The organism is Pseudomonas sp. JAI120 (assembly GCF_014207255.1).
Classification (GTDB): domain Bacteria; phylum Pseudomonadota; class Gammaproteobacteria; order Pseudomonadales; family Pseudomonadaceae; genus Aquipseudomonas.
This window is the reverse complement of sequence record NZ_JACHCZ010000007.1, coordinates 176,129-195,740: the sequence shown is the minus strand read 5'-3', so window position 1 is coordinate 195,740 and position 19,612 is coordinate 176,129. Positions and strand designations below refer to the sequence as shown.

Genomic DNA, 19,612 nt, shown 5'->3' with positions numbered 1-19,612 from the left:
CGGCGTTCAGGAAAATCGCCGTCTCAGGGGTACGACTTCCCGGAATTTTGAGCGTTCAAGCTGATTGATCAGCGGATATTGAGCAGGGTCTTCAAGGTGTTTCGCGGGCCGTTGATCGACGAGTTGCTGTATTCGAACCAGCCCTGGGCTTCGACATTCAGGTCAAATACATAGATGTAGCCCATCAGCGTGCCCGCCCCGCTGCAGGCCTCGCTGATGCTACCGACTTGGCACACGGGCGTACGCTGCCCGTTCAGTTCGGCACCATTGAAGCGGCCCATCGGGTTGTTGCCCAGGCCGACTTCCATCACCGACACTTTGGTGGGCCCACGGTGCGTGCACATCTGGGTGCTTTGCGCGCGTTCCGGGATGGTTTCCGTGCAGCGCGCCGATTCGACCTTAAACACGCGCACCTCGCTCAAGGGCGGTGCAGTCGCGCCCCACACCGGTGCCGCGCCCAACCACAGGCCGAGACAAGGGATCAAGGCTAGACTCCACGCGTTGGCTTTTTTCATGCTGTCGAAGACCCGGTACTGAACGTCACAGCAGTATGCCTCAAGGCCATGCGCCACACAGCCTCGGCTGCTGGTATGATGCGCCGCTTTTTCCGATCCTCTCTGGAACCACAGGCGCTTGGCGCAGTTTGTGCTTTGACTTAGAGGTCAACAAATAACGACGCAACATAGCGTCACAGGGAGCAGGCATGCTGGAAAAGCTGTTTCAACTCAAGGCACACAACACCAACGTGCGCACCGAAATCCTCGCGGGCATCACGACATTCCTGGCCATGGCCTACATCCTGTTCGTGAACCCGAGCATCCTCGGCGAGACCGGCATGGACAAAGGCGCAGTGTTTGTCGCGACCTGCCTGGCGGCGGCCATCGGTTCGACCGTAATGGGCCTGATCGCCAACTACCCGATCGCACTGGCGCCGGGCATGGGCCTCAACGCCTTCTTTACCTACACCGTGGTTCTGCACATGGGCCACACCTGGCAGGTTGCGCTGGGGGCGGTGTTCATTTCGGCGGTGCTGTTCTTCCTGCTGTCGATCTTCCGTATCCGTGAGTGGATCATCAACAGCATTCCCCTGCCCCTGCGTTCGGCGATTGCCGCCGGTATCGGCCTGTTCCTGGCGCTGATCGCCCTGCACAACGCCGGGATCGTGGTCGGCAACCCGAACACCCTGGTGGGCATGGGCGACCTGACCAAACCAGCGCCTATCCTGGCCATCCTCGGTTTCATGCTGATCGTTGCGCTGGAAGCCCTGGCCGTACGTGGTGCGGTGCTGATCGGCATCCTGGCGGTGACCATCGTCTCCATCCTGCTGGGTGTCACCGAGTTCGGTGGCGTGATGTCGATGCCACCGTCCCTGGCCCCTACCTTCCTGCAGCTGGATATCAAGGGCGCGCTGGACATCGGCCTGGTCAGCGTGATCTTCGCCTTCCTGTTCGTTGACCTGTTCGACAACTCCGGCACCCTGATCGGCGTGGCCAAGCGCGCCGGGCTGATGGGCAAGGACGGCCACATGCCGAAAATGGGCCGTGCGCTGATCGCCGACAGTACCGCCGCCATGGCCGGTTCGCTGCTGGGCACGTCGACCACCACCAGTTACATCGAATCCGCTGCGGGCGTGAGCGCCGGTGGCCGTACCGGCTTGACCGCCATCGTGGTCGCAATCCTGTTCCTGCTGGCGCTGTTCTTCTCGCCGCTGGCCGCCAGCGTACCGGCCTTTGCTACCGCGCCGGCGCTGCTGTTCGTCGCTGTATTGATGACCTCAGGCCTGGCCGAAATCGACTGGGATGACATTACCGTTGCAGCGCCAGTGGTGATCACCGCCCTGGCGATGCCCTTCACATACTCCATCGCCAACGGCATTGCCTTCGGTTTCATCGCCTGGACCGCCATCAAGCTGCTTTCGGGCCGCTACCGTGAGCTCAATCCGGCACTGGTGATTCTGTCGATTCTGTTTGTGATCAAGCTGGGCTGGTTCAACGCATGACTTTTGACGCCGCACGCTACACCGCTCAACTGCAAGACAAGGTCACGCGTTTGCGTGACCTGCTGGCACCGTTCGACGCACCCGAGCCGCAGGTTTTCGAGTCGCCGCTGCAGAACTTCCGCCTGCGGGCGGAGTTCCGCCTGTGGCGCGAAGACGGTGAACGCCACTACGCGATGTTTTCCCAGGACGACAAACGCACGCCGATCCTGATCGAAGAATTCCCCATCGCCAGCACTCGCATCAACCAGTTGATGCCCCAGCTCAAGGCCGCCTGGCAAGCCAGCGCCGCCCTGAGCCACAAGCTGTTCCAGGTGGAGTTCCTCACCACCCTGGCCGGCGACGCGATGATCACCCTGTGTTATCACCGCCCGCTGGACGAACACTGGCACACCGCGGCGAATAAGCTGGCGGCTGATTTGAATGTCAGCATCATCGGCCGCTCCAAGGGCAAGCGCGATGTGATCGGCCACGATTACGTGGTGGAAAAACTCGACGTGGGCGGCCGCACCTTCAGCTACCGCCAACCCGAAGGCGCGTTCACCCAGCCCAACGGCACGGTGAACCAGAGGATGCTCAACTGGGCATATGAAGCCTTGGGCGATCGCCCGGATGACTTGCTGGAGCTGTATTGCGGCAACGGCAACTTCACCCTGCCGCTGGCCACCCGAGTGCGTAAAGTGCTGGCTACCGAGATCAGCAAGACCTCAGTGAATGCGGCCCTGAGCAACCTCGATGAAAACGCGGTGGATAACGTCACCCTGGTGCGCCTCTCCGCCGAAGAGCTCACCGAAGCGCTGAATGAAGTGCGCCCGTTCCGCCGCCTGCACGGCATCGACCTGAAGAGCTACGAATTCGGTAGCGTGTTCGTCGACCCGCCCCGCGCCGGCATGGACCCGGACACCTGCGAACTGACCCGGCGCTTCGACAACATCCTGTACATCTCCTGCAACCCGGAGACGCTGGCGGCGAACATTGCGCAACTGCATGACACCCACCGCATTACCCAGTGTGCGATGTTTGACCAGTTCCCGTGGACGCACCATATGGAATCCGGGGTGTTATTGACCCGGCGGTAATTCAACGTCCTCAGGTTCCTTCTTGCGTGGCCGGCCGCCCTTCTTGCCATTGGCGCGGGCGGCGGCGGATTTGGCGGCGCTGCTCTTGCGACCGTTGCGTGAGGCTACCAGGCTGGTGGCCAGGTCCATCAGCGGCTGGCTTGTGGCGATCAGGCCCGTGATCGAAACATCCAGATCCTGAGCCTCACAGCAAAGCGCCTTGCCGCCAAAACCGACTTCCAGCTGTTGGAAATCCTGCAAGGAAAACCCTTCGAACTCCGGCAGGCCTGCCACCGGCAGCATGACGCGACTACCGTCGCTGAAACCGATGGAAATGCAGTCGTCTACATAACGCACAGAACTGGCGTTGGCATACAAGCGCTTCAACTTGCGACCACGGGCTATTGCCTTGTCAATATCAGCTTCAGTAAGCGGTACATAAGGCACGACTTTGGCTTTTACAATTTTTTTCATAGCTCAATCTCCACGTAACCTGGCGCCCTCACCAGATTCAAAATAGTCAACTGCCCCGCTGCATCGTGCCGAGCATTGGCGATCACATAGACACCACGCCGAATGACTAAACCCGGCACCAGTTCGTCGGCATCCCAGTCCCAAGAATGGTTCTCCAGACAAACCGTTTGCAGTTTCTCCCACCAGATCCTTCGTGCCCGTGCCAAGTAATGCGGCTGCATCAGGGTCTGGCGGAGTTCTTTGAGGACCGACTCTGGTGGGCGTCGTCTTTCTGGATTCACATCCCACAACTCCACTTGCCCATTCAGAAAGCTGAAACGAAAACGCGCATCCCATGCATTCCCCCTGACATGTACATGAGGCGGGCAATGCTCGTCCCTGATAAACACCGAGATGACATACCCCTTGTAAGCACCTACTTTCATCGTAACCCATCCGTTAGGTTATTTTCCGCCAGGTAACAATTTCCCCCTGCCACCCGACAACCGGCTCCATGGTCTCGAAGCTGTTTCACAGATTAGTAACGACAAAAAACCCGGCGAATGCCGGGTTGTAACCACTCATGCCGACGGCTGGAAATACCCCGCCAACGCCCGCAAGTCCTGCTCACTCAGCAACCCCGCGTAATACTTCAACTGAATCCTGGCCAGCAGATACGCATGCCGCGCATTCGCCAGGTCGCGGCGGGCGGTGAACAGTTGTTGCTCGGCGTCGAGCACGTCGAGGTTGACCCGCTCACCGCCGCTGACGCTCTTTTTGGTCGCAGTGACCAGCGCGGTGGCGGAGCTGACGGCCATCTCGTAGGCACGCACTTTCGCCGCACCACTGGTGTTGAGGTTGAACTGCTTGCGCAGCTCCACCAGCATCGCCGAGGTGTGTGCGTCCAGCTCGTATTGGGCCTGGGACAGTTGATTGGCCGCCTGGCGCGTGGAGGCCGACACCGAGCCGCCGGCAAACAACGGCAGGCTGACCTGGATACCGACGCTGTTGGTGTCGTACTTCTGGTTGTAGCTGCTTTCCGAATCGGAGCTGGTCTGGCGGCTGCTGGCGTACAGGCTGACCTTGGGCAAGTGGCCGGCGCGTTTACGCTCCACTTCGTAAGAGGCCACGTCCAGCGCGTGGTGCTGGGACTTGAGTTCGGGGTTGTTGGCCATGGCCAGTTCACGCCACGTCTCGAAGCGGTTGGGCTCCAGGGGTGGGATGTCAAATTGGCGGGCCAGGGGTGCCAGCTCTTCGACCTGCAACGGTTGGCCGACAATCGCTTCCAGCTCGCGCAAGCCGCTGTCCTGGGCGTCCAGCGACTCGATTTCCTCCGCCTGGGCCAGGCTCAAGCGCGCCTGGGTTTCCAGCACATCGGTGCGTGTGCCTTCGCCGCCTTTGAGCAAACGATCATTGAGTTGCAGGCGTTCGGCAAACGCACGCTTCTGCGCGCGGCTCAACTCGATGCGCTCCTGGGCCAGCAGCGCCTGGCTGTAGGCGCTGAGCACGCGCACGGCCAACTCCTGGCTCTTGCTGCGAAAACGTTCATCGGCCATCAGCGCCTGGGCGGTGCCTTGGCGAAAGCGCGCGTAGGCTTCGTAATCCAGCAACGGTTGCTGCAAAGTCAGGGTCGAGGCATAGCTGCGGTAGTCACGGTCGCTGGTGACATTGCCGACGGCGGTGCTTTGGGTAACTTCGGATGCGTTGCGCGAGTTGTTATAGCTCCAGGACAGGTTCGGCAATAACGCTGCACGGCCGATCACGCGGTTCTCTTCGCCGGCTTCACGTTCCTGGATGGCTGCCTGAAAGGTCGGGTCATTGCGTAGGGCAAGGTCGTAGGCGTCGAGCAAACCCAAGGCATGCGCCGCCGGTGTAACGCTCAGGCACAGGGTAAAAAACAGCGCCTTCATTCTTCCACCAGGGCCATGTGGGTACGATCCAACAAAGGTTTGAACAGGTAATTGAGCATCGAACGTTCACCGGTCTTGACGAAGGTTTCCACCGGCATGCCGGGGCGAATCTGCATGCCGTCCAGTTGTTGCATGCTCGCCGCACTGACCTGGACGCGCACGGTGTAATAAGGCTCGTCGGTGCGCTCATCGACCTGGCGGTCGGCGGAGACCAGCGTCACCTCACCGGCTACCCGCGGGGTGGTGGCCTGGTTGAAGGCCGAGAACAGCAGTTCTACCGGCAAACCTGGGTGTACCTTGTCGATCATTTGCACCGGCACCCGTGCTTCCACCCACAGCGGTTCGCCCTGGGGCACGATGTCCATCAGCGCCTGGCCGGGCTTGATCACCCCGCCTTCGGTGTACACGTCCAACCCCACCACCACCCCCGAAGCCGGCGCACGCACCAGGCTGTTGGCCAGTTCGAACTCGGCCGACGCCAGCCGGTTGCGCAGGTCGTCGCTGCGGGTGCGGGTTTCGGCCAACTGGCCACGCAAGTCTTTCTGGAAGTCTTCGCCGAGCTGGCGGATGCGCAGGCGCAGCTCCAAAACCTGGCGCTGCAACTGGCCGATGCGCCCGTAGTCTTCGGCAATCGCGCCGTCGACCTGGGCGTACAGGCGCTCGCTGTCGAGCAGGCGATTGCGCGGGATATAGCCGTCGCGCGCCAACTCGCGCAGGCCTTGCAGTTGCTCATTCAACGCCGCGCGTTGCTGCACCTTGCTCGCTTGGGAATCCCGCGTGCCACGCAACTGCGCCTCGGCCCCGGCGATGGTTTCGCGCAGGCCTTGTTGCTCGGTGGCCAGCGCCTGGGCGCGGCTGGTGAACAGTTGCCGTTGCAGATTCAGGGTGTTGGCTGCCTCAGGTTCATTCAGCAATTCAGGGCCGAATGCAATGGCGGGCAAACCTTCGCTTTCCGCACTCAAGCGCGCCTCACTGGCGAGAGACGCCAGGTACTGGCTGCGCAGCGACTGCATCTGCCCGCGCAAGGGCGTTTCCTTCAAGCGCAGCAGCACCTGGCCGGCGTTGACCACATCACCGTCACGCACCTCGATGCGCTCGACGATGCCACCGGCAGGATGCTGCACGGTCTTGCGATGGCCAGAGACCATGACCTTGCCCGACACCGCCACGCCTTTGTCCAGCGGCGCCAACGCGGCCCAGCCGATAAATCCGGCAAAGCCACCGAGCACCAGCCACCAGCCCAAGCGCGAATATTGTTTGTCATCCAGCGCCAACACCGTGTGAGGGCGGTCGCTGACCAGCACCGGTTTACTCATGCTCATGCCTGTTTTCCTTCACCGAGGCGGTAGCTCATGCTCAGGGTCGACACCGGCTTGGGCGCTGCGGCTTTCTGCCGTGCTTCCAACACCCGCGCCGTAGGACCAAAGGCCTGCAACTGGCCGTCCTTGAGGATCAGCAACTGGTCGGTCAGGCTCAGCACATTGGCTTTGTGGGTAATCAGGATCACCGTGCGGCGCTGCTGCTTAAGCTGGGTGATCGCCTGGAGCAGGGTTTGCTCACCCACTTCGTCGAGGTTGGCGTTGGGCTCGTCCAGCACGATCAACGCCGGCAGGCCGTACAGCGCTCGGGCCAGGGCCACGCGTTGCTTTTGCCCGCCGGACAACCCCGCACCGCCCTCCCCCAATTGCGTGTCGTAGCCTTGGGGCAGTTGCAGAATCAGTTCATGCACGCCGGCCATTTGCGCGGCAGCGAGGACTTTGTCGGCCTCCAGCTCGGCAAACCGCGCGATGTTTTCGGCGATGCTGCCGGCGAACAATTGAATGTCCTGGGGCAGGTAGCCGATGTGCGGGCCGAGTTGCTGTTTGTCCCACTGGGCCAGGTCGGCGCCGTCCAGCCGCACCTTGCCGGCCAGCGGTGCCCAGGCGCCCACCAGCACCCGCGCCAGGGTGGACTTGCCGCAGCCTGACGGGCCGATCACGCCGAGCACTTCACCCGCTGGCAGGTTGAACGCCAGGTTCACCAGCGCCGGTCGACGGCTGCCGGGGGCGCAGGCGCTGATTTGCTCGACGCTCAACTGGCCCTTGGGCACCGGCAGGCTCATGCGCGGCGGTCGCGCCGGGTTGGCCGCCAGCAACTGCGACAAGCGCTCGTACGCCAGGCGCGCCGAGCCCCATTGTTTCCAGACGCCGATCAGTTGGTCGATGGGGCTCAGCACCCGCCCCATCAGGATCGAGCCGGCAATCATCATCCCCGGCGTGATATCGCCCTGCACCGCCAGCAACGCGCCCAGGCCGAGTACCAGCGATTGCAATGCCAGGCGCACGCCCTTGGACCAGGCGGTGACGGCGGAAGTCTTTTCACTGGCCAGGTTTTGCTCGGCGAGGAACGCCTGGTGCTGGTTGAACCAACGCCCGCGCAAGGTGGCGAGCATGCCCATGGCTTCGATGCTGTCGGCATTGCGCAGGTTGGCCGTGGCCTGCTGGCTGGCGTGGATGGACAGTTGGCTGGCCTGGGCCATCGGCGCCTGGCTGACGTGGTGGTTGATCCACGCCAACGCGATCAACACCACTGCGCCGCCCAGCGCCAGCAGGCCAAGCCAGGGGTGGAACAGGAAGATCACCAGCAGGTACACCGGAAACCACGGCGCATCGAAAAACGCGAACAGCGCCTGGCCGGTGGCGAACTGGCGCAAGGTGGTCAGGTCATGCAACGCCTGGCCCGCCGCCTGGGTGCCGCCCTTGAGTTGCGCTTCGAATGCGGCGTCGTAGACCCGCTGGTTGAGGCGCATGTCCATCTGTGTACCGAGGCGGATGACCACCTGGCTGCGCACCCACTCCAACGCGCCCATCAGGCCGAACAGGCCGAGGATCATCAACGTCAGCATGAGCAGGGTCATCTGATTACCCGAGGCCAGCACGCGGTCGTACACCTGCAGCATGTACAACGCCGGGGCCAGCATCAGCAGGTTGATCACCGCCGAGAACAGGCCGATGTTGAAGAAGCCACCTTTATAGGCCGTGAGGGCGGCCAGGGTTTCGTTACCGGCGTGGCGCATCTGGGAATTCTCGTGGGGTTGAGCGTGCAGCGTCGCCGCGTTGACAGGCGATACGACGCTGCGCAGAATTCGGCACCGCCGTCGCCGGAAGAGTTAGAAGGCTTGGGCGAAGGCGGTGTAATGCAGCGAATGGGAGAGCGATCTTCCATTCGCTTTTTTCATGCAGCAGCAGGTTCAGGCAGCGAGTGCCCAGTCCTGTGCCACGTCCTGCACGCCCACCAGAGCAACGTCGGTGGACACTGCGCTGGCGTGTGCCGCCAGGCCCGCCGACACTTCGTCGAACGTGCTGGCAGTGGACAGACCAAAGTCGTCGAGCAGGTTGTTGAGCACGGTTTCCAGCGCGGCGGTATTGCCCTGCATCAAACCGTAGATCACGCTTTGTACTTCGTTGCCTGCCCGGCCGGCACCCTCGGCGGCGCTCAGGTCGAGGCCGTTGAACGCGACCTTGAAGTCGCTCAGGCTGAAGTCGCTGCCATTGCCGCCGCCCAGGCCAGTGCCCAGTTGCACATTATCCAGGTCGCCCCACAGGTAGTGGTTCAGGTTGCTGCTGGCGGGCAACGATGGGTTGAACACATAGTGCAGGCCATTGCTGGTGTCGCTGTCGGCGATGAACGCGTACTCGGAGTTGTTGGCGCCGTGGGTCGAATACTGGTCGCCGCTGAGGGTGCCGTTGCTGAAGCCGCCCGTGTTACTGGTGCCGTGACCTGCCGTGTTGAACCCCACTGCCCAGGAGCTCAGGTAGTCCGATACCGACAGAGAACCCAGGCCCGAATCGTAGCTAACAGAAATAGTCATCGCTAAACCTCGTTAAACAACGTTGTTGATGAGCACGCCGGTGCGGCGCGCCTTTTTGCCCACCCATGGGCAAAACCGTTGATCAGCTGCCTGGGCACACTGATCAGAATTTGTATTCCAGCATGCCGCTCAGGGTTCGCCCGCGCGCCAGGCTGAGGTTGTTGGCGTCGCCCATGGCGACGAAATAGGCTTCATCGGTGGCGTTTTCCAACGCCAGTGCAATGTTCAGTTGATCGGTCATCCAGTAACTGGCGTACAGGTCATAGAGCGTGTACTTGGGCCACATCGCCTGATCCATCAGCTCGTAGCCCTGCTGATCGAGGTTTTCGCCGTTGCCCGAGCTGTAGCGCACACGCACACCCGTATCCAGGCGTTTTTCCAGGAAGCGCGTGCCCAGGGTCAGCGAGCCGCGATCGGCAGGCATATACGTGGCGTTACCCATGATTCGCCCGCAGCTTTCCTTGTTGTTGGCGACGTCGTCATCCAACACTTCATAGGTGGTGACCGGCCGTATGCTGATGCGCCCATCCGGCAGGGTGAAACGCTCCAGGCGAGTGGTCCTTGGCCCGGTGGTCTTGGCGCCGCCCATGTAATAGTTCTTCGAGCAGAACTCATTGCTGCCGATCATGTGGGTGTAGCTGAGGTTGGCGTACGCGCGCCCCATGTCGTAATTGAGCTGGTATTCGACCCCGCGAAAACGCGTCGGGTGGGTGTTATTGACGTAAGCCATGGTCCCGAGAAATCCACCCACCTGGGTTTCCGGCAAGCTGACGCTGGTGTTGAGGAAAGAGAAGTTTTCAATCCGGGTATCGAAGTAAGCCACCTTCATGCCGAGGCGGTCATCACTGAAGAACAACCCCTCCTTGAAGACATTCATGCCCACTTCCCAATCCCGTGATTCTTCAGGCTTGAGGTACGGGTTGGGAAACACGCGCTCTCCCGAACCACCGCCGTGGGGGCGGCCGGTCATGAAGGTTTCGGTCACCGCCGGTGGTCGCCAGCCCTTGCCCCAACGGGTATAGAGTTGCAGCCAGTCCACGCCCGGTTTTACCGCCAGACCGAAGGTGGGGGAAAACTGGCCCTCTTCACGGTCGACCTCGATCACTTCCGAAACACGCCTGGCGCCGACGAGGCTGTTGTAGAAACGATCACGCCGGTACAGGGTCATGCCGGTTTCGCCTTCAAGCCGATAGCGGTCATAACGCAAGCCCGCATCCAGGGTCAGCCAGCCGCCATATTCGTACTGCGCGTTATTGAACAGGCTGGCGATGGTGCGTTTGCCCCCTGGCGTACTGCCCTCTGCGTAAGGCAACAAGCCCAGGTTGTTGGTGGCTTCAACTTTGTTGGTCCGGGGCTTGAACTCGTCCTGATACAGCTCCACCCCGTAGTTCCAGGTGACATGCCCCCGTTCGCCGAAATCAAACCGCGAGGTGTTGTCACCCTGCAGGCCCCAGGTGTCGGTCTGGAAGTGATCGGTGTAGGCGCCGACGTAGTTACCGGTACCTGGCGACGACAGGTTGGGGGCGTTGCCGCGATCCATCTGGGTGGTGACGTAATAGAGCTTGGCCTTGAGATCGATCAGCGGGTTGTCCGGGCTGTAGCTGTAGTCCAGCGCGACGTTTTTGGCGTTGAGATTGTTTTTGCTGGTGCGTACGTAGTAGGTGCTCTGAAGGTCGTCGGCGATATAGCCCCAGGCATCGTTACTGTCGGTGTCGGTTTCCAGGTAGCTCAACTGCACGCGTTGGTCGTTGGGCAGGTTCAGGCCGAACTTGACGATCTGTGAGCGGGTCACGCTGCCGGTGTCGCCGACTTCGCTGTTCAACCAGTCGTCGAAGGCCGCAGGGGCAGATGATCTGGCGCGCAGGTTGGTGCCCAGGTTGTCGTCGTTGTGCCTGCCGGCGCGGTAGTTACCGAAATGCCGCTCGCTGTAGCCCAGCAATACATCGCCGCGCTCATCACCAAAGGCGAACACGCCGCTGCCGTTGAAGTCGGTGCCGTTACCCAGCTCACCGATACCGCTGCCGGCGCGAAGGCGGCCGCCGTAGTCCTTGCCGTCCTTGAGGAACTCACTGGCATCCAGGGTCTTGAACGACGCAATGCCACCCAGCACGGCCGCTCCGCCCTGCCCCGACTGGCTGCCTTTGTCGATCTCGATGCTGGAGATGAACTCCGGGTCGATCAGCATCGTGCCGTTGCGCTGCTGGTGGCCGTTGACGTTGAAGTTCTGGCGCATGCCGTCGATGTTCATGTTCACGCGGCCATAGTCCTGCACACCGCGAATATTCACCGACAGGCCAGGGTCGCGCTGGTTGACGGCGGTGTAGACGCCGGCGGTTTCTTCGAGCATGTCGGCGGCGTGACGGGGCGGACGTTTATCGATCATGTCGCGGCTGATCACCGCCACGGACTTTGGGGTCTGGTACACCCAGTCACTGGCCTGGCCGTTGGTGTTGCCGGTGATGGTGGTGGTGCCCACGGTCATGGCGCCGTCGTGGTCGTCGCTGACACGGTTGAGGGTGACCTGGCGCTCGCCGGTAAAGCGATATTCCACCGGCGTGGCACCGAGCAAACGGCCAAGCCCTTCCTGCACGCTGAAGCTGCCTTTGAGCGCCGTGCTGCTCAAGCCTTGCAGGCGTGGGCTGTCGAACAGCACCTGCAAACCGGCCTGATCGGCAAAGGCCAATACGGCACTGCCCAAGGATTGCGCCGGCACATCGAACGCCAGCACCGCCGGCTGGGCAGCGCCCACCTGAGGCTGCGCCGCATACACGGGAGCGGCTGCGGCGAACAGGCCCAAGTGGATGGCCAGGGCTAACCGGCTACCGGTGATACGCCCCTTGGTGAGTACTGACATTTCTGGTTTCCCTGCGCTGATCGTATTTTTGTTTATGCGAATGCTTCTCACCTAGCAAGACGTACGAGGCGCAGGAAGTCAGTAAGACTTTTTAAAAAGTTTTTGCGCTGGGGGGAGTTAAGCGGGTGGGAGCGGGCCTCCCACCGGATCATCAATAGATCAGGCTGAGGCCTGCCAGGTCCAAGCGTTGCACTTGAAGTTCCTGGGTGAGGGTGCCGAGGGCGCTGTCGAGCATGTCGAGACGGAAGACGCCGCTGACTTCGCGCTCGCCCAGGTCGGCATGGGTCAACACCACCCGCCCCGGACGGTAGCGATTGAGCTGCTCAATGACCTTGGCCAGGGGCTGGCGATCAAAGATCAGCACGCCACGTCGCCAGCTGGTGGCACGGTCCACATCGAATTGATCCAGGGGCACCACACCCTCCTGGGCGTTGTAGCGTGCAGCCTGGCCCTCCTGGAGCACCCGTTCGCTCGGGCCTTTTTTCGGTGAGGCGTGCAAAGAAACTTCAACGCTGTGCTGCAACACGCCCACCCATGCCCAGCGTTCGGCCTCGCGCGCCACCACAAACCGCGTGCCCAACGCCCGCGTCTGCCCGCCAGCGCTCTGCACCACGAACGGTCGGGTCTCCTGACCCACCATCGGCGCCACATCAAAAATCGCCGAGCCCTGGATCAGGCTGATACGCCGCTGCACGCCGTCGTAATCCAGGCGGATGGCACTGGCGGAATCCAGCTCCACCGTGCTGCCATCGGCCAAGTGCACGGTGCGCACCTCGCCTTTTTGGGTGACATAGTCGGCCTGCATGTGCAGCCAGGCGTCCGGCCCACGCAGCCAGCCGACGCCGGCCACCACCACGACCAACGCGACCGCCGCCGCACGTTGCCAGGGCCTGCGCCGCGGGGAGCGGCGCATGGGCAGCGCTGCAGTCGCGGGGCGCTGGCGGTGAACGCTCTCGTCCTTGTGCACCTCGCCCAACGCCACCCAGGTCTGTTCGGCAAAGCGCAGCGCCGCCTCATGGCGGCTGTCGCAGGCGATCCACTGCCGCAACGCGGCCTGCTCCTGGTCGGTCAGGGCACTGGCGTGCAGGCGCACCGCCCACTCGGCGGCCTCCTCGGTAATGCTGTGCTGTTGCTGACCCTGGCTATTCACGTGTGAATCTCGAATTTTTCGTTATATGACGCGGTGACGTCTGACCTGAGGTTTTTCCGTAATTCATTCGTCGGATGGCCCCACCTCGCCATCCTGCAAGCGCTGCATCACATACGCCAGCGCCTTGGCCAGGTGCTTTTGCACGGAACTGTCGGAGATGTCCAAATGCCGGGCAACCTGGGCGTGGGTCATGCCCTCTATACGGTTCAGACGGAAGATCTGCTGGGTGCGTTCCGGCAATTCAGCCAACGCCTGCTTCAATGCCTGTCGCTGTTGCTGCGCCATTGCCTGAGCCTCCAACCCGGCCACTTCATCTTCAATCTCGGCCAGCGCCTCATGGGGCACGGAGTCTGTCTTGCGCCGCGCTTCCTGGCGAATATGGTCGATCAGCAGATTGCTCGCCGTTCGATAGAGATAGCCCTGGGAGTTGTCGATACGCTCGCCGGCAGGTTTTTCCGCCAGGCGCAGGAAGCTCTCCTGCACCAGGTCGGCCGCCAACTGCGGGTCCCGTACCTTGCGCGCCAGATACCCGCGCAGGGTATCGGCGTGCTTGAGAAACAGGCCTTTGAGATCCACGTCCGACAAACCGACTCCCTGGAATGTAAAGGAAACAGGCGGGCATCTTAAGCGTTGTCGAGAATGATTTTCAATTGATATCTAATCCGATTCGAGCCCAGAACACGCCTGATTAACGGTTCGGTAATCGAACACATCTGCCGTCATCAATTGACCAAATTAACTAACCAGTACATTTTACTCCCACAACCAACAAGAACTGTGGAGATCCCCCGTATGCCGCCCATCGTGCTGGTGCTCAACGGCCCCAACCTCAACCTCCTCGGCACCCGCGAACCCGCGACCTACGGCCATGAAACCCTGGCCGACGTCGCCGCCCTGTGCGGCCGCAGCGCCGAACAACTGGGGCTTAAAATCGAATTCCGCCAGACCAACCACGAAGGCGAGCTGCTGGACTGGATCCACGGCGCCCGCGCTCGCTGCGCCGGTATCGTGATTAACCCGGCCGCCTGGACGCACACCTCGGTGGCGATTCGCGACGCCTTGGTAGCCAGTGAAGTGCCGGTGATCGAGGTGCACTTATCCAATGTGCATGCGCGCGAGGCGTTTCGGCATCACTCGTTTGTGTCGCCCATCGCCAAGGCCGTGCTCGCGGGTTTTGGCAGCCATGGCTACCACCTGGCCCTGGAACATTTCAGCCAGTTGTTGAAGGGGTCGGCCCGATGAAACCGCGCATCCTCGCTGGCCTGATCGGCGCCGGTATCCAGGCCTCCCGCACCCCTGCCCTGCATGAGCAGGAAGGAGACGCCCAAGGCTTGCGTTACCTGTATCGCCTCATTGACCTTGAGCCCCTGCACCTGGACATCAACGCCCTGCCCGACCTGCTGGACGCTGCCGAGTTGATGCACTTCACCGGATTGAACATTACCTACCCGTGCAAGCAGGCAATCCTGCCGCTGCTCGATGATTTGTCCGACGAGGCCCGAGGCATCGGAGCGGTCAACACCGTGGTCTTCAAGGACGGCAAGCGTATCGGCCATAACACCGACTGCCTGGGGTTTGCCGAGGGCTTTCGCCGAAACCTCAGCGATGTGCCGCGCCAACGCGTGGTGCAGATGGGCGCGGGTGGCGCGGGCGCAGCAGTGGCGCATGCGCTATTGGCCGAAGGTGTCGAACACTTGAGTATTTTCGACGTGGACGCCAGCCGCGCCCGCGACCTTGTGGATAACCTCGCCCAGCGTTTCGGCGCCGGCCGCGCCCAGGTCGGCACCCACCTTGAAAACGCCATGGCCGAGGCCGATGGCCTGGTCAACACCACGCCGATGGGCATGGCCAAACTGCCCGGCACACCGGTGCCAGCGGCCCTGCTGAGAGCCGAACTGTGGGTGGCTGAAATTGTGTATTTCCCACTGGAAACCGAACTGCTGCGCGATGCCCGCGCCTTGGGCTGCCGCACCCTGGATGGCGGCAACATGGCGGTGTTCCAGGCGGTGAAGGCGTTTGAGTTGTTCAGTGGTGAAGTGCCGGATGCGCAGCGAATGCTCGCGCACTTCAAGAGCATGAATACCTGAAATGTGCGAGGGGGCTTGCCTCCTCCCACATTGGGTTAGGCGGTGTATTCAGGCCTGCAGGTAGCGCAACACCGATTCGCAAATCATCTCGCGATGCCGCTGTTTAACCGCCTCATCCGACAGGTCGATCTGAAAGATCTCACTGAACGTATGGCGGTTGGACACCCGGTAAAAGCTGAATGAGTTGATCAGCAAGTGCACGTCCAACGGTTCCAGCCCTTCGCGGAACAGCCCCATCTCGGCGCCCCGGCGCAACGTCACTCCCAGCCCCTCGAGGATTTTGCTGTTCATCGCCTTGATCGTTTCGGTGCGTTTCACGTACTCGGCATTGTGGATATTTTCGATGCTGACGATACGCACGAAATCAACGTTCTGATCATGGTGGTCGAAGGTGAACTCCACCAGCCGCCGGATCGCCTCACGCGGTTCCAGGGCAGTGAGGTTCATGCGCGTTTCGGTGTTGCGAATATCGCCGTAGAGCTTCTCCAGCACCTCGACGTACAACTGCTCCTTGCTGCCGAAGTAGTAATAGATCATGCGTTTGGAGGTGTGGATGCGCTCGGCGATGGCATCCACGCGAGCGCCGGACAGGCCCTGCTGAACAAACTCGACGATGGCTTCCTGGAGAATGTTCTCCCGGGTCTTTTCCGGGTTGTTCTTACGACTCTTGCGCGGTGCGTCTGACACCGCGGGGAGTTCGGGACTTGAGGTCATGGTGCGCTCACGGCCATTTTTATTGTGCAGGCCGCGATTATGGGCCGAGGCGTCCTACGAAGGAAGCACTTGGCCCACCGTTATAAACGCGCCTGGCGCACTGCGCCGCTACGGGATTTGGCCATCGCCGCCAGGCGCACCGCCACGTTGGCCGCGCCGTAGCCGGCATAACCGTTCTTGCGCTGGATGATCTCGAAGAAAAACCGTCCCTCGAAGGGTTCGGTGTACACATGAAACAACTCACCGCCCTGGGCGTCACGGTCGTACAACACGTTGTAGTACGCCAGTTCGCTGAGGAACTCATCATCGAAATCAAAGCGTGCTGCCAGGTCATCGTAGTAGTTGAGAGGGATATCCAGCAGCGGTACCCCGGCCTCCTTGGCGCGACGCACTTCGGCGAAAATATCCGCGCAATCGAAGGCAATGTGATGCACACCCGAGCCGCGATAGCTCGACAACGCGTGGGAAATCGCGGTGTTGCGGTTCTCGGAAATATTCAGCGGCAAGCGAATCGAGCTGCAACGGCTGCGCAGCGCACGGCTTTTCACCAGGCCGTAGGGGTCGGGCAGCACCACTTCGTCATCGGCTTCAAAATCCAGCAGGCTCTTGTAGAACAGCACCCAGCTGTCGAGGCTGTCGGCCGGCAAGGCCATGGCCATATGGTCGATGCGCAGCAAGCCACCGCCCGCAGCATTGGCCGGCTGCAGATTGAAATCGGTGTCGTAGATCCCCCCCTCACCCTGATCCACCAAGTAAATCAGGCTGCCGTCCGGCGCACGTACTGCCGCCAGCTCCAGCTCGTTGGGCCCGACCAGGCCGCGATAGGGCTGGCCCTTGTAAGCCACCGCCCGTTCCAGCGCCTTGGCGCTGTCCTTGACTCGAATCGCCGTGGCGCACAACGACGGCCCATGGGCCTCGAAAAAGTTATGCGCGAAGGAATAGGGTTCGCAGTTGAGGATCAGGTTGATATCCCCCTGGCGCAGCAGGCTCACGCTCTTGGAGCGGTGCTGGCCGGCCTTGACGAAACCCAGGCGTTCCAGCCAATGGGTAAGCTTGGCGCCGAGGTTTTCATCCACGGCGAACTCGAGGAACTCGATACCGTCGTACTCGCTGGCCGCTGGGGTATCAAACAGAATCTCGACAGGTTGCGCGGGCGCCTCCTGTTGCAAGCGCTCGCGGGTTTTCTCTTCCAGGTACAGCAAGGAACGCAGGCCATCTGCCGCATTCGCGCGGGTCGGCGCGGCGCGGAAGCCATCGTTGAAAATTTCCAGGGACAACGGCCCGGTGTAGCCGCTCTTGATGATCGGCGCGAGGAACCCCGCCAGGTCGAATTCGCCCTGGCCGGGGAAGCAGCGAAAATGCCGGCTCCACTCCAGCACATCCATGGCCAGGATCGGCGCGTCGGCCATTTGCACAAAGAAGATCTTGTCGCCGGGGATCTGCGCGATGGCACTCGGGTCGCCCTTGAGCGAAAGCGTGTGGAAGCTGTCGAGCAACACCCCAAGGCTCGGGTGATCGACCTGGCGCACCAGGTTCCACACCTGCTGCCAGGTATTAACATGCTTGCCCCAGGCCAACGCCTCATAACCAATGCGCAGGCCGCGACGGCCCGCGTGTTCGGCCAACAGGCTGAGGTCGTCCAGCAGGATGCGTTCATCCCCGACGCAATCGGCCGAGGCGTTACTGCACACCAGCACCAGGTCGGTGCCCAGTTCCTGCATCAGGTCGAACTTGCGCTCAGCGCGCTCCAGGTTGCGCGCAAGACGATCGCGGCGGCAGCCTTCAAAGTCGCGAAAGGGTTGGAACAAGGTGATGGCGATGCCCAGGTCAGCACACATCTGCCTGACTTCCCGGGGGCTGCCGTCGTAATACAACAAGTCGTTTTCGAAGATCTCGACCCCATCGAACCCGGCGGCGGCAATGGCTTCGAGCTTTTCCGGCAGGGTACCGCTCAAGGACACGGTGGCGATGGAACGTTGCATGGAAGACTCCCGGCAATTGTTGTTTGTGGCAAATTATTCGCCCCCAGACTACCCGCAGCAATTAAAATGTACGAACCGGTTAGTTTTTGGTGCGATTATCGAACACTAAGCCTCTTTGGCGAATTGACGATTTTTTAGCCACTGCGCACCATCAATCACGCAGCGACACCCAAAAGAAGACCCACAACACCTCATAAAAATTTCAAAAAACGGGTACAACCACATGCCTTCGCAAAACTCCGCCCTGGCCGCGCGCCCGGGCACCCCGCACGCCGGCATCGGCGACAAGATCCGCGGCGCCCTTGCCGTGGGTAAAACCCGCTGGGGCATGCTGGCCCTGGTGTTCTTTGCCACCACCCTCAACTACATCGACCGCGCCGCACTGGGCGTGATGCAACCGATCCTGGCCAAGGAAATGAGCTGGACGGCGATGGACTACGCCAACATCAACTTCTGGTTCCAGGTCGGCTACGCCATCGGTTTTGTGCTGCAAGGTCGGCTGATCGACCGCGTGGGCGTCAAACGCGTGTTCTTCTGCGCGGTACTGCTGTGGAGCCTGGCCACCGGTGCCCATGGCCTGGCCACTTCGGCCGTCGGCTTTATGGTCTGCCGCTTTATCCTCGGGCTGACCGAAGCCGCCAACTACCCGGCCTGCGTGAAGACCACGCGCCTGTGGTTCCCCGCTGGCGAGCGTGCGGTGGCCACCGGTATCTTCAACGCCGGTACCAACGTCGGCGCAATGATGACGCCGATGCTGCTGCCGCTGATCCTGCATGTGTGGGGCTGGCAGGCTGCGTTCCTGTGCATGGCGTCGCTGGGCGCGATCTGGCTGGTGTTCTGGGGTTTGAAGTACTACAACCCGGAAGACCACCCGAGCGTCAAACAATCCGAACTGGACTACGTGCAGCGGGAAGTCGAGCCGGAACAACCTGGCGTACCGTTCAGCCGCATCCTGCGCATGCGCGGCACCTGGGCCTTTGCCATCGCCTATGCACTCACCGCACCAGTGTTCTGGTTCTACCTGTATTGGCTGCCGCCGTTCCTGAACCAGCAGTACAACCTGGGCATCAACGTGACGCAGATGGGTATCCCGCTGATCATCATCTATCTGACCGCCGACTTCGGCAGTGTGGGTGGGGGGATTCTGTCGTCGTTCCTGATCGGCCGTGGGATGAACTCGATCAAGGCGCGGTTGTTGTCGATGCTGCTGTTTGCCTGCTGCATCGTCGGCGTGATCATGGCGGCCGGCTCCAGCCAACTATGGGTCGCGGTATTTGCCATCTCCCTGGCCATCGGCGCGCACCAGGCCTGGACCGCCAACATCTGGAGCCTGGTGATGGACTACACGCCCAAGCACATGATGAGCACGGTGTTCGGTTTCGGCGGCATGTGCGCAGCCATCGGCGGCATGTTTATGACCCAGATCGTCGGCCATATCCTCACCGTCACCAACAACAACTACACCGTGTTGTTCACCCTGATCCCGGCGATGTACTTCATTGCGCTGACCTGGATGTACTTCATGGCGCCGCGCAAGATTCCTACCGTCGACGCCTGA

General features: G+C 61.5%; 17 protein-coding genes. 5 read left to right on the top strand and 12 right to left on the bottom strand.

Annotated features, from left to right (window positions below):
• Positions 1–68 precede the first annotated feature (68 nt).
• A complete protein-coding gene (locus HDC32_RS28450; protein WP_131700149.1) occupies positions 69–515 on the bottom strand; it encodes a DUF4879 domain-containing protein in 447 nt (148 codons plus the stop codon).
• A 188-nt stretch (positions 516–703) separates the two neighbouring features.
• Here HDC32_RS28450 and HDC32_RS28445 point away from each other — a divergent pair, with 188 nt between their 5' ends.
• Both HDC32_RS28445 and trmA read left to right on the top strand, forming a co-directional pair.
• A complete protein-coding gene (locus HDC32_RS28445; RefSeq protein WP_131700148.1) occupies positions 704–1,999 on the top strand; it encodes an NCS2 family permease in 1,296 nt (431 codons plus the stop codon).
• On the top strand, positions 1,996–3,075 hold the full coding sequence (gene trmA, locus HDC32_RS28440; RefSeq protein ID WP_184746335.1) for a tRNA (uridine(54)-C5)-methyltransferase TrmA: 1,080 nt from the start codon (positions 1,996–1,998) through the stop codon (positions 3,073–3,075). Before HDC32_RS28445 ends, trmA begins: the two co-directional genes overlap by 4 nt.
• On the opposite strand, the gene HDC32_RS28435 is transcribed toward trmA, so the two are convergent.
• The 9 genes from HDC32_RS28435 to HDC32_RS28395 form a co-directional block, all read right to left on the bottom strand.
• On the bottom strand, positions 3,058–3,528 hold the full coding sequence (locus HDC32_RS28435) for a DUF2442 domain-containing protein (RefSeq protein WP_184746333.1): 471 nt from the start codon (positions 3,526–3,528) through the stop codon (positions 3,058–3,060). The genes trmA and HDC32_RS28435 overlap by 18 nt on opposite strands.
• Positions 3,525–3,953, bottom strand: coding sequence for a DUF4160 domain-containing protein (locus HDC32_RS28430; protein WP_167656573.1), 429 nt, complete (start codon positions 3,951–3,953; stop codon positions 3,525–3,527). Before HDC32_RS28430 ends, HDC32_RS28435 begins: the two co-directional genes overlap by 4 nt.
• Positions 3,954–4,088: 135 nt before the next feature.
• Positions 4,089–5,417 (bottom strand): TolC family outer membrane protein, encoded by a 1,329-nt coding sequence (locus HDC32_RS28425; RefSeq protein ID WP_184746331.1) that lies wholly within the window; start codon positions 5,415–5,417, stop codon positions 4,089–4,091.
• Positions 5,414–6,739 (bottom strand): HlyD family type I secretion periplasmic adaptor subunit, encoded by a 1,326-nt coding sequence (locus HDC32_RS28420; RefSeq protein WP_184746329.1) that lies wholly within the window; start codon positions 6,737–6,739, stop codon positions 5,414–5,416. The genes HDC32_RS28425 and HDC32_RS28420 overlap by 4 nt, the downstream gene beginning before the upstream one ends.
• Entirely contained in the window at positions 6,736–8,472 is a 1,737-nt protein-coding gene (locus tag HDC32_RS28415; RefSeq protein WP_184746327.1) for a type I secretion system permease/ATPase, read from the bottom strand. The genes HDC32_RS28420 and HDC32_RS28415 overlap by 4 nt, the downstream gene beginning before the upstream one ends.
• Before the next feature lie 174 nt (positions 8,473–8,646).
• Positions 8,647–9,267 carry a heme acquisition protein HasA gene (locus HDC32_RS28410; protein WP_065938324.1) on the bottom strand — a complete coding sequence of 207 codons (621 nt, stop codon included), beginning with the start codon at positions 9,265–9,267 and terminating at the stop codon, positions 8,647–8,649.
• Between the two features lie 103 nt (positions 9,268–9,370).
• Positions 9,371–12,121 carry a TonB-dependent receptor gene (locus HDC32_RS28405; RefSeq protein ID WP_184746325.1) on the bottom strand — a complete coding sequence of 917 codons (2,751 nt, stop codon included), beginning with the start codon at positions 12,119–12,121 and terminating at the stop codon, positions 9,371–9,373.
• 151 nt (positions 12,122–12,272) lie between these two features.
• Positions 12,273–13,271 carry a FecR family protein gene (locus tag HDC32_RS28400; RefSeq protein ID WP_184746323.1) on the bottom strand — a complete coding sequence of 333 codons (999 nt, stop codon included), beginning with the start codon at positions 13,269–13,271 and terminating at the stop codon, positions 12,273–12,275.
• Between the two features lie 63 nt (positions 13,272–13,334).
• Positions 13,335–13,856, bottom strand: a complete 522-nt coding sequence (locus tag HDC32_RS28395; protein WP_131700139.1) for an RNA polymerase sigma factor — start codon at positions 13,854–13,856, stop codon at positions 13,335–13,337.
• A 207-nt stretch (positions 13,857–14,063) separates the two neighbouring features.
• Here HDC32_RS28395 and aroQ point away from each other — a divergent pair, with 207 nt between their 5' ends.
• On the top strand, positions 14,064–14,513 hold the full coding sequence (gene aroQ, locus HDC32_RS28390; RefSeq protein WP_010206717.1) for a type II 3-dehydroquinate dehydratase: 450 nt from the start codon (positions 14,064–14,066) through the stop codon (positions 14,511–14,513).
• A complete protein-coding gene (locus tag HDC32_RS28385; RefSeq protein ID WP_131700138.1) occupies positions 14,510–15,358 on the top strand; it encodes a shikimate dehydrogenase in 849 nt (282 codons plus the stop codon). The genes aroQ and HDC32_RS28385 overlap by 4 nt, the downstream gene beginning before the upstream one ends.
• A gap of 48 nt (positions 15,359–15,406) precedes the next feature.
• Here HDC32_RS28385 and HDC32_RS28380 read toward each other — a convergent pair whose 3' ends face one another.
• Entirely contained in the window at positions 15,407–16,072 is a 666-nt protein-coding gene (locus tag HDC32_RS28380; RefSeq protein WP_027605289.1) for a TetR/AcrR family transcriptional regulator, read from the bottom strand.
• A gap of 80 nt (positions 16,073–16,152) precedes the next feature.
• Entirely contained in the window at positions 16,153–18,054 is a 1,902-nt protein-coding gene (gene quiC / locus HDC32_RS28375; protein WP_131700136.1) for a 3-dehydroshikimate dehydratase QuiC, read from the bottom strand.
• A gap of 223 nt (positions 18,055–18,277) precedes the next feature.
• Between quiC and HDC32_RS28370 the strand changes: the two genes are divergently transcribed.
• A complete protein-coding gene (locus HDC32_RS28370) occupies positions 18,278–19,612 on the top strand; it encodes an MFS transporter (protein WP_131700135.1) in 1,335 nt (444 codons plus the stop codon).

What these genes read in the sequence shown, in the direction of transcription:
- HDC32_RS28450 (WP_131700149.1), bottom strand. Translation starts at nt 515, where the DNA reads ATGAAAAAAGCCAACGCGTGGAGTCTAGCCTTGATCCCTTGTCTCGGC.
- quiC (WP_131700136.1), bottom strand. Translation starts at nt 18,054, where the DNA reads ATGCAACGTTCCATCGCCACCGTGTCCTTGAGCGGTACCCTGCCGGAA.
- HDC32_RS28415 (WP_184746327.1), bottom strand. Translation starts at nt 8,472, where the DNA reads ATGCGCCACGCCGGTAACGAAACCCTGGCCGCCCTCACGGCCTATAAA.
- HDC32_RS28425 (WP_184746331.1), bottom strand. Translation starts at nt 5,417, where the DNA reads ATGAAGGCGCTGTTTTTTACCCTGTGCCTGAGCGTTACACCGGCGGCG.
- HDC32_RS28435 (WP_184746333.1), bottom strand. Translation starts at nt 3,528, where the DNA reads ATGAAAAAAATTGTAAAAGCCAAAGTCGTGCCTTATGTACCGCTTACT.
- HDC32_RS28420 (WP_184746329.1), bottom strand. Translation starts at nt 6,739, where the DNA reads ATGAGCATGAGTAAACCGGTGCTGGTCAGCGACCGCCCTCACACGGTG.
- trmA (WP_184746335.1), top strand. Translation starts at nt 1,996, where the DNA reads ATGACTTTTGACGCCGCACGCTACACCGCTCAACTGCAAGACAAGGTC.
- aroQ (WP_010206717.1), top strand. Translation starts at nt 14,064, where the DNA reads ATGCCGCCCATCGTGCTGGTGCTCAACGGCCCCAACCTCAACCTCCTC.
- HDC32_RS28385 (WP_131700138.1), top strand. Translation starts at nt 14,510, where the DNA reads ATGAAACCGCGCATCCTCGCTGGCCTGATCGGCGCCGGTATCCAGGCC.
- HDC32_RS28380 (WP_027605289.1), bottom strand. Translation starts at nt 16,072, where the DNA reads ATGACCTCAAGTCCCGAACTCCCCGCGGTGTCAGACGCACCGCGCAAG.
- HDC32_RS28410 (WP_065938324.1), bottom strand. Translation starts at nt 9,267, where the DNA reads ATGACTATTTCTGTTAGCTACGATTCGGGCCTGGGTTCTCTGTCGGTA.
- HDC32_RS28405 (WP_184746325.1), bottom strand. Translation starts at nt 12,121, where the DNA reads ATGTCAGTACTCACCAAGGGGCGTATCACCGGTAGCCGGTTAGCCCTG.
- HDC32_RS28430 (WP_167656573.1), bottom strand. Translation starts at nt 3,953, where the DNA reads ATGAAAGTAGGTGCTTACAAGGGGTATGTCATCTCGGTGTTTATCAGG.
- HDC32_RS28370 (WP_131700135.1), top strand. Translation starts at nt 18,278, where the DNA reads ATGCCTTCGCAAAACTCCGCCCTGGCCGCGCGCCCGGGCACCCCGCAC.
- HDC32_RS28445 (WP_131700148.1), top strand. Translation starts at nt 704, where the DNA reads ATGCTGGAAAAGCTGTTTCAACTCAAGGCACACAACACCAACGTGCGC.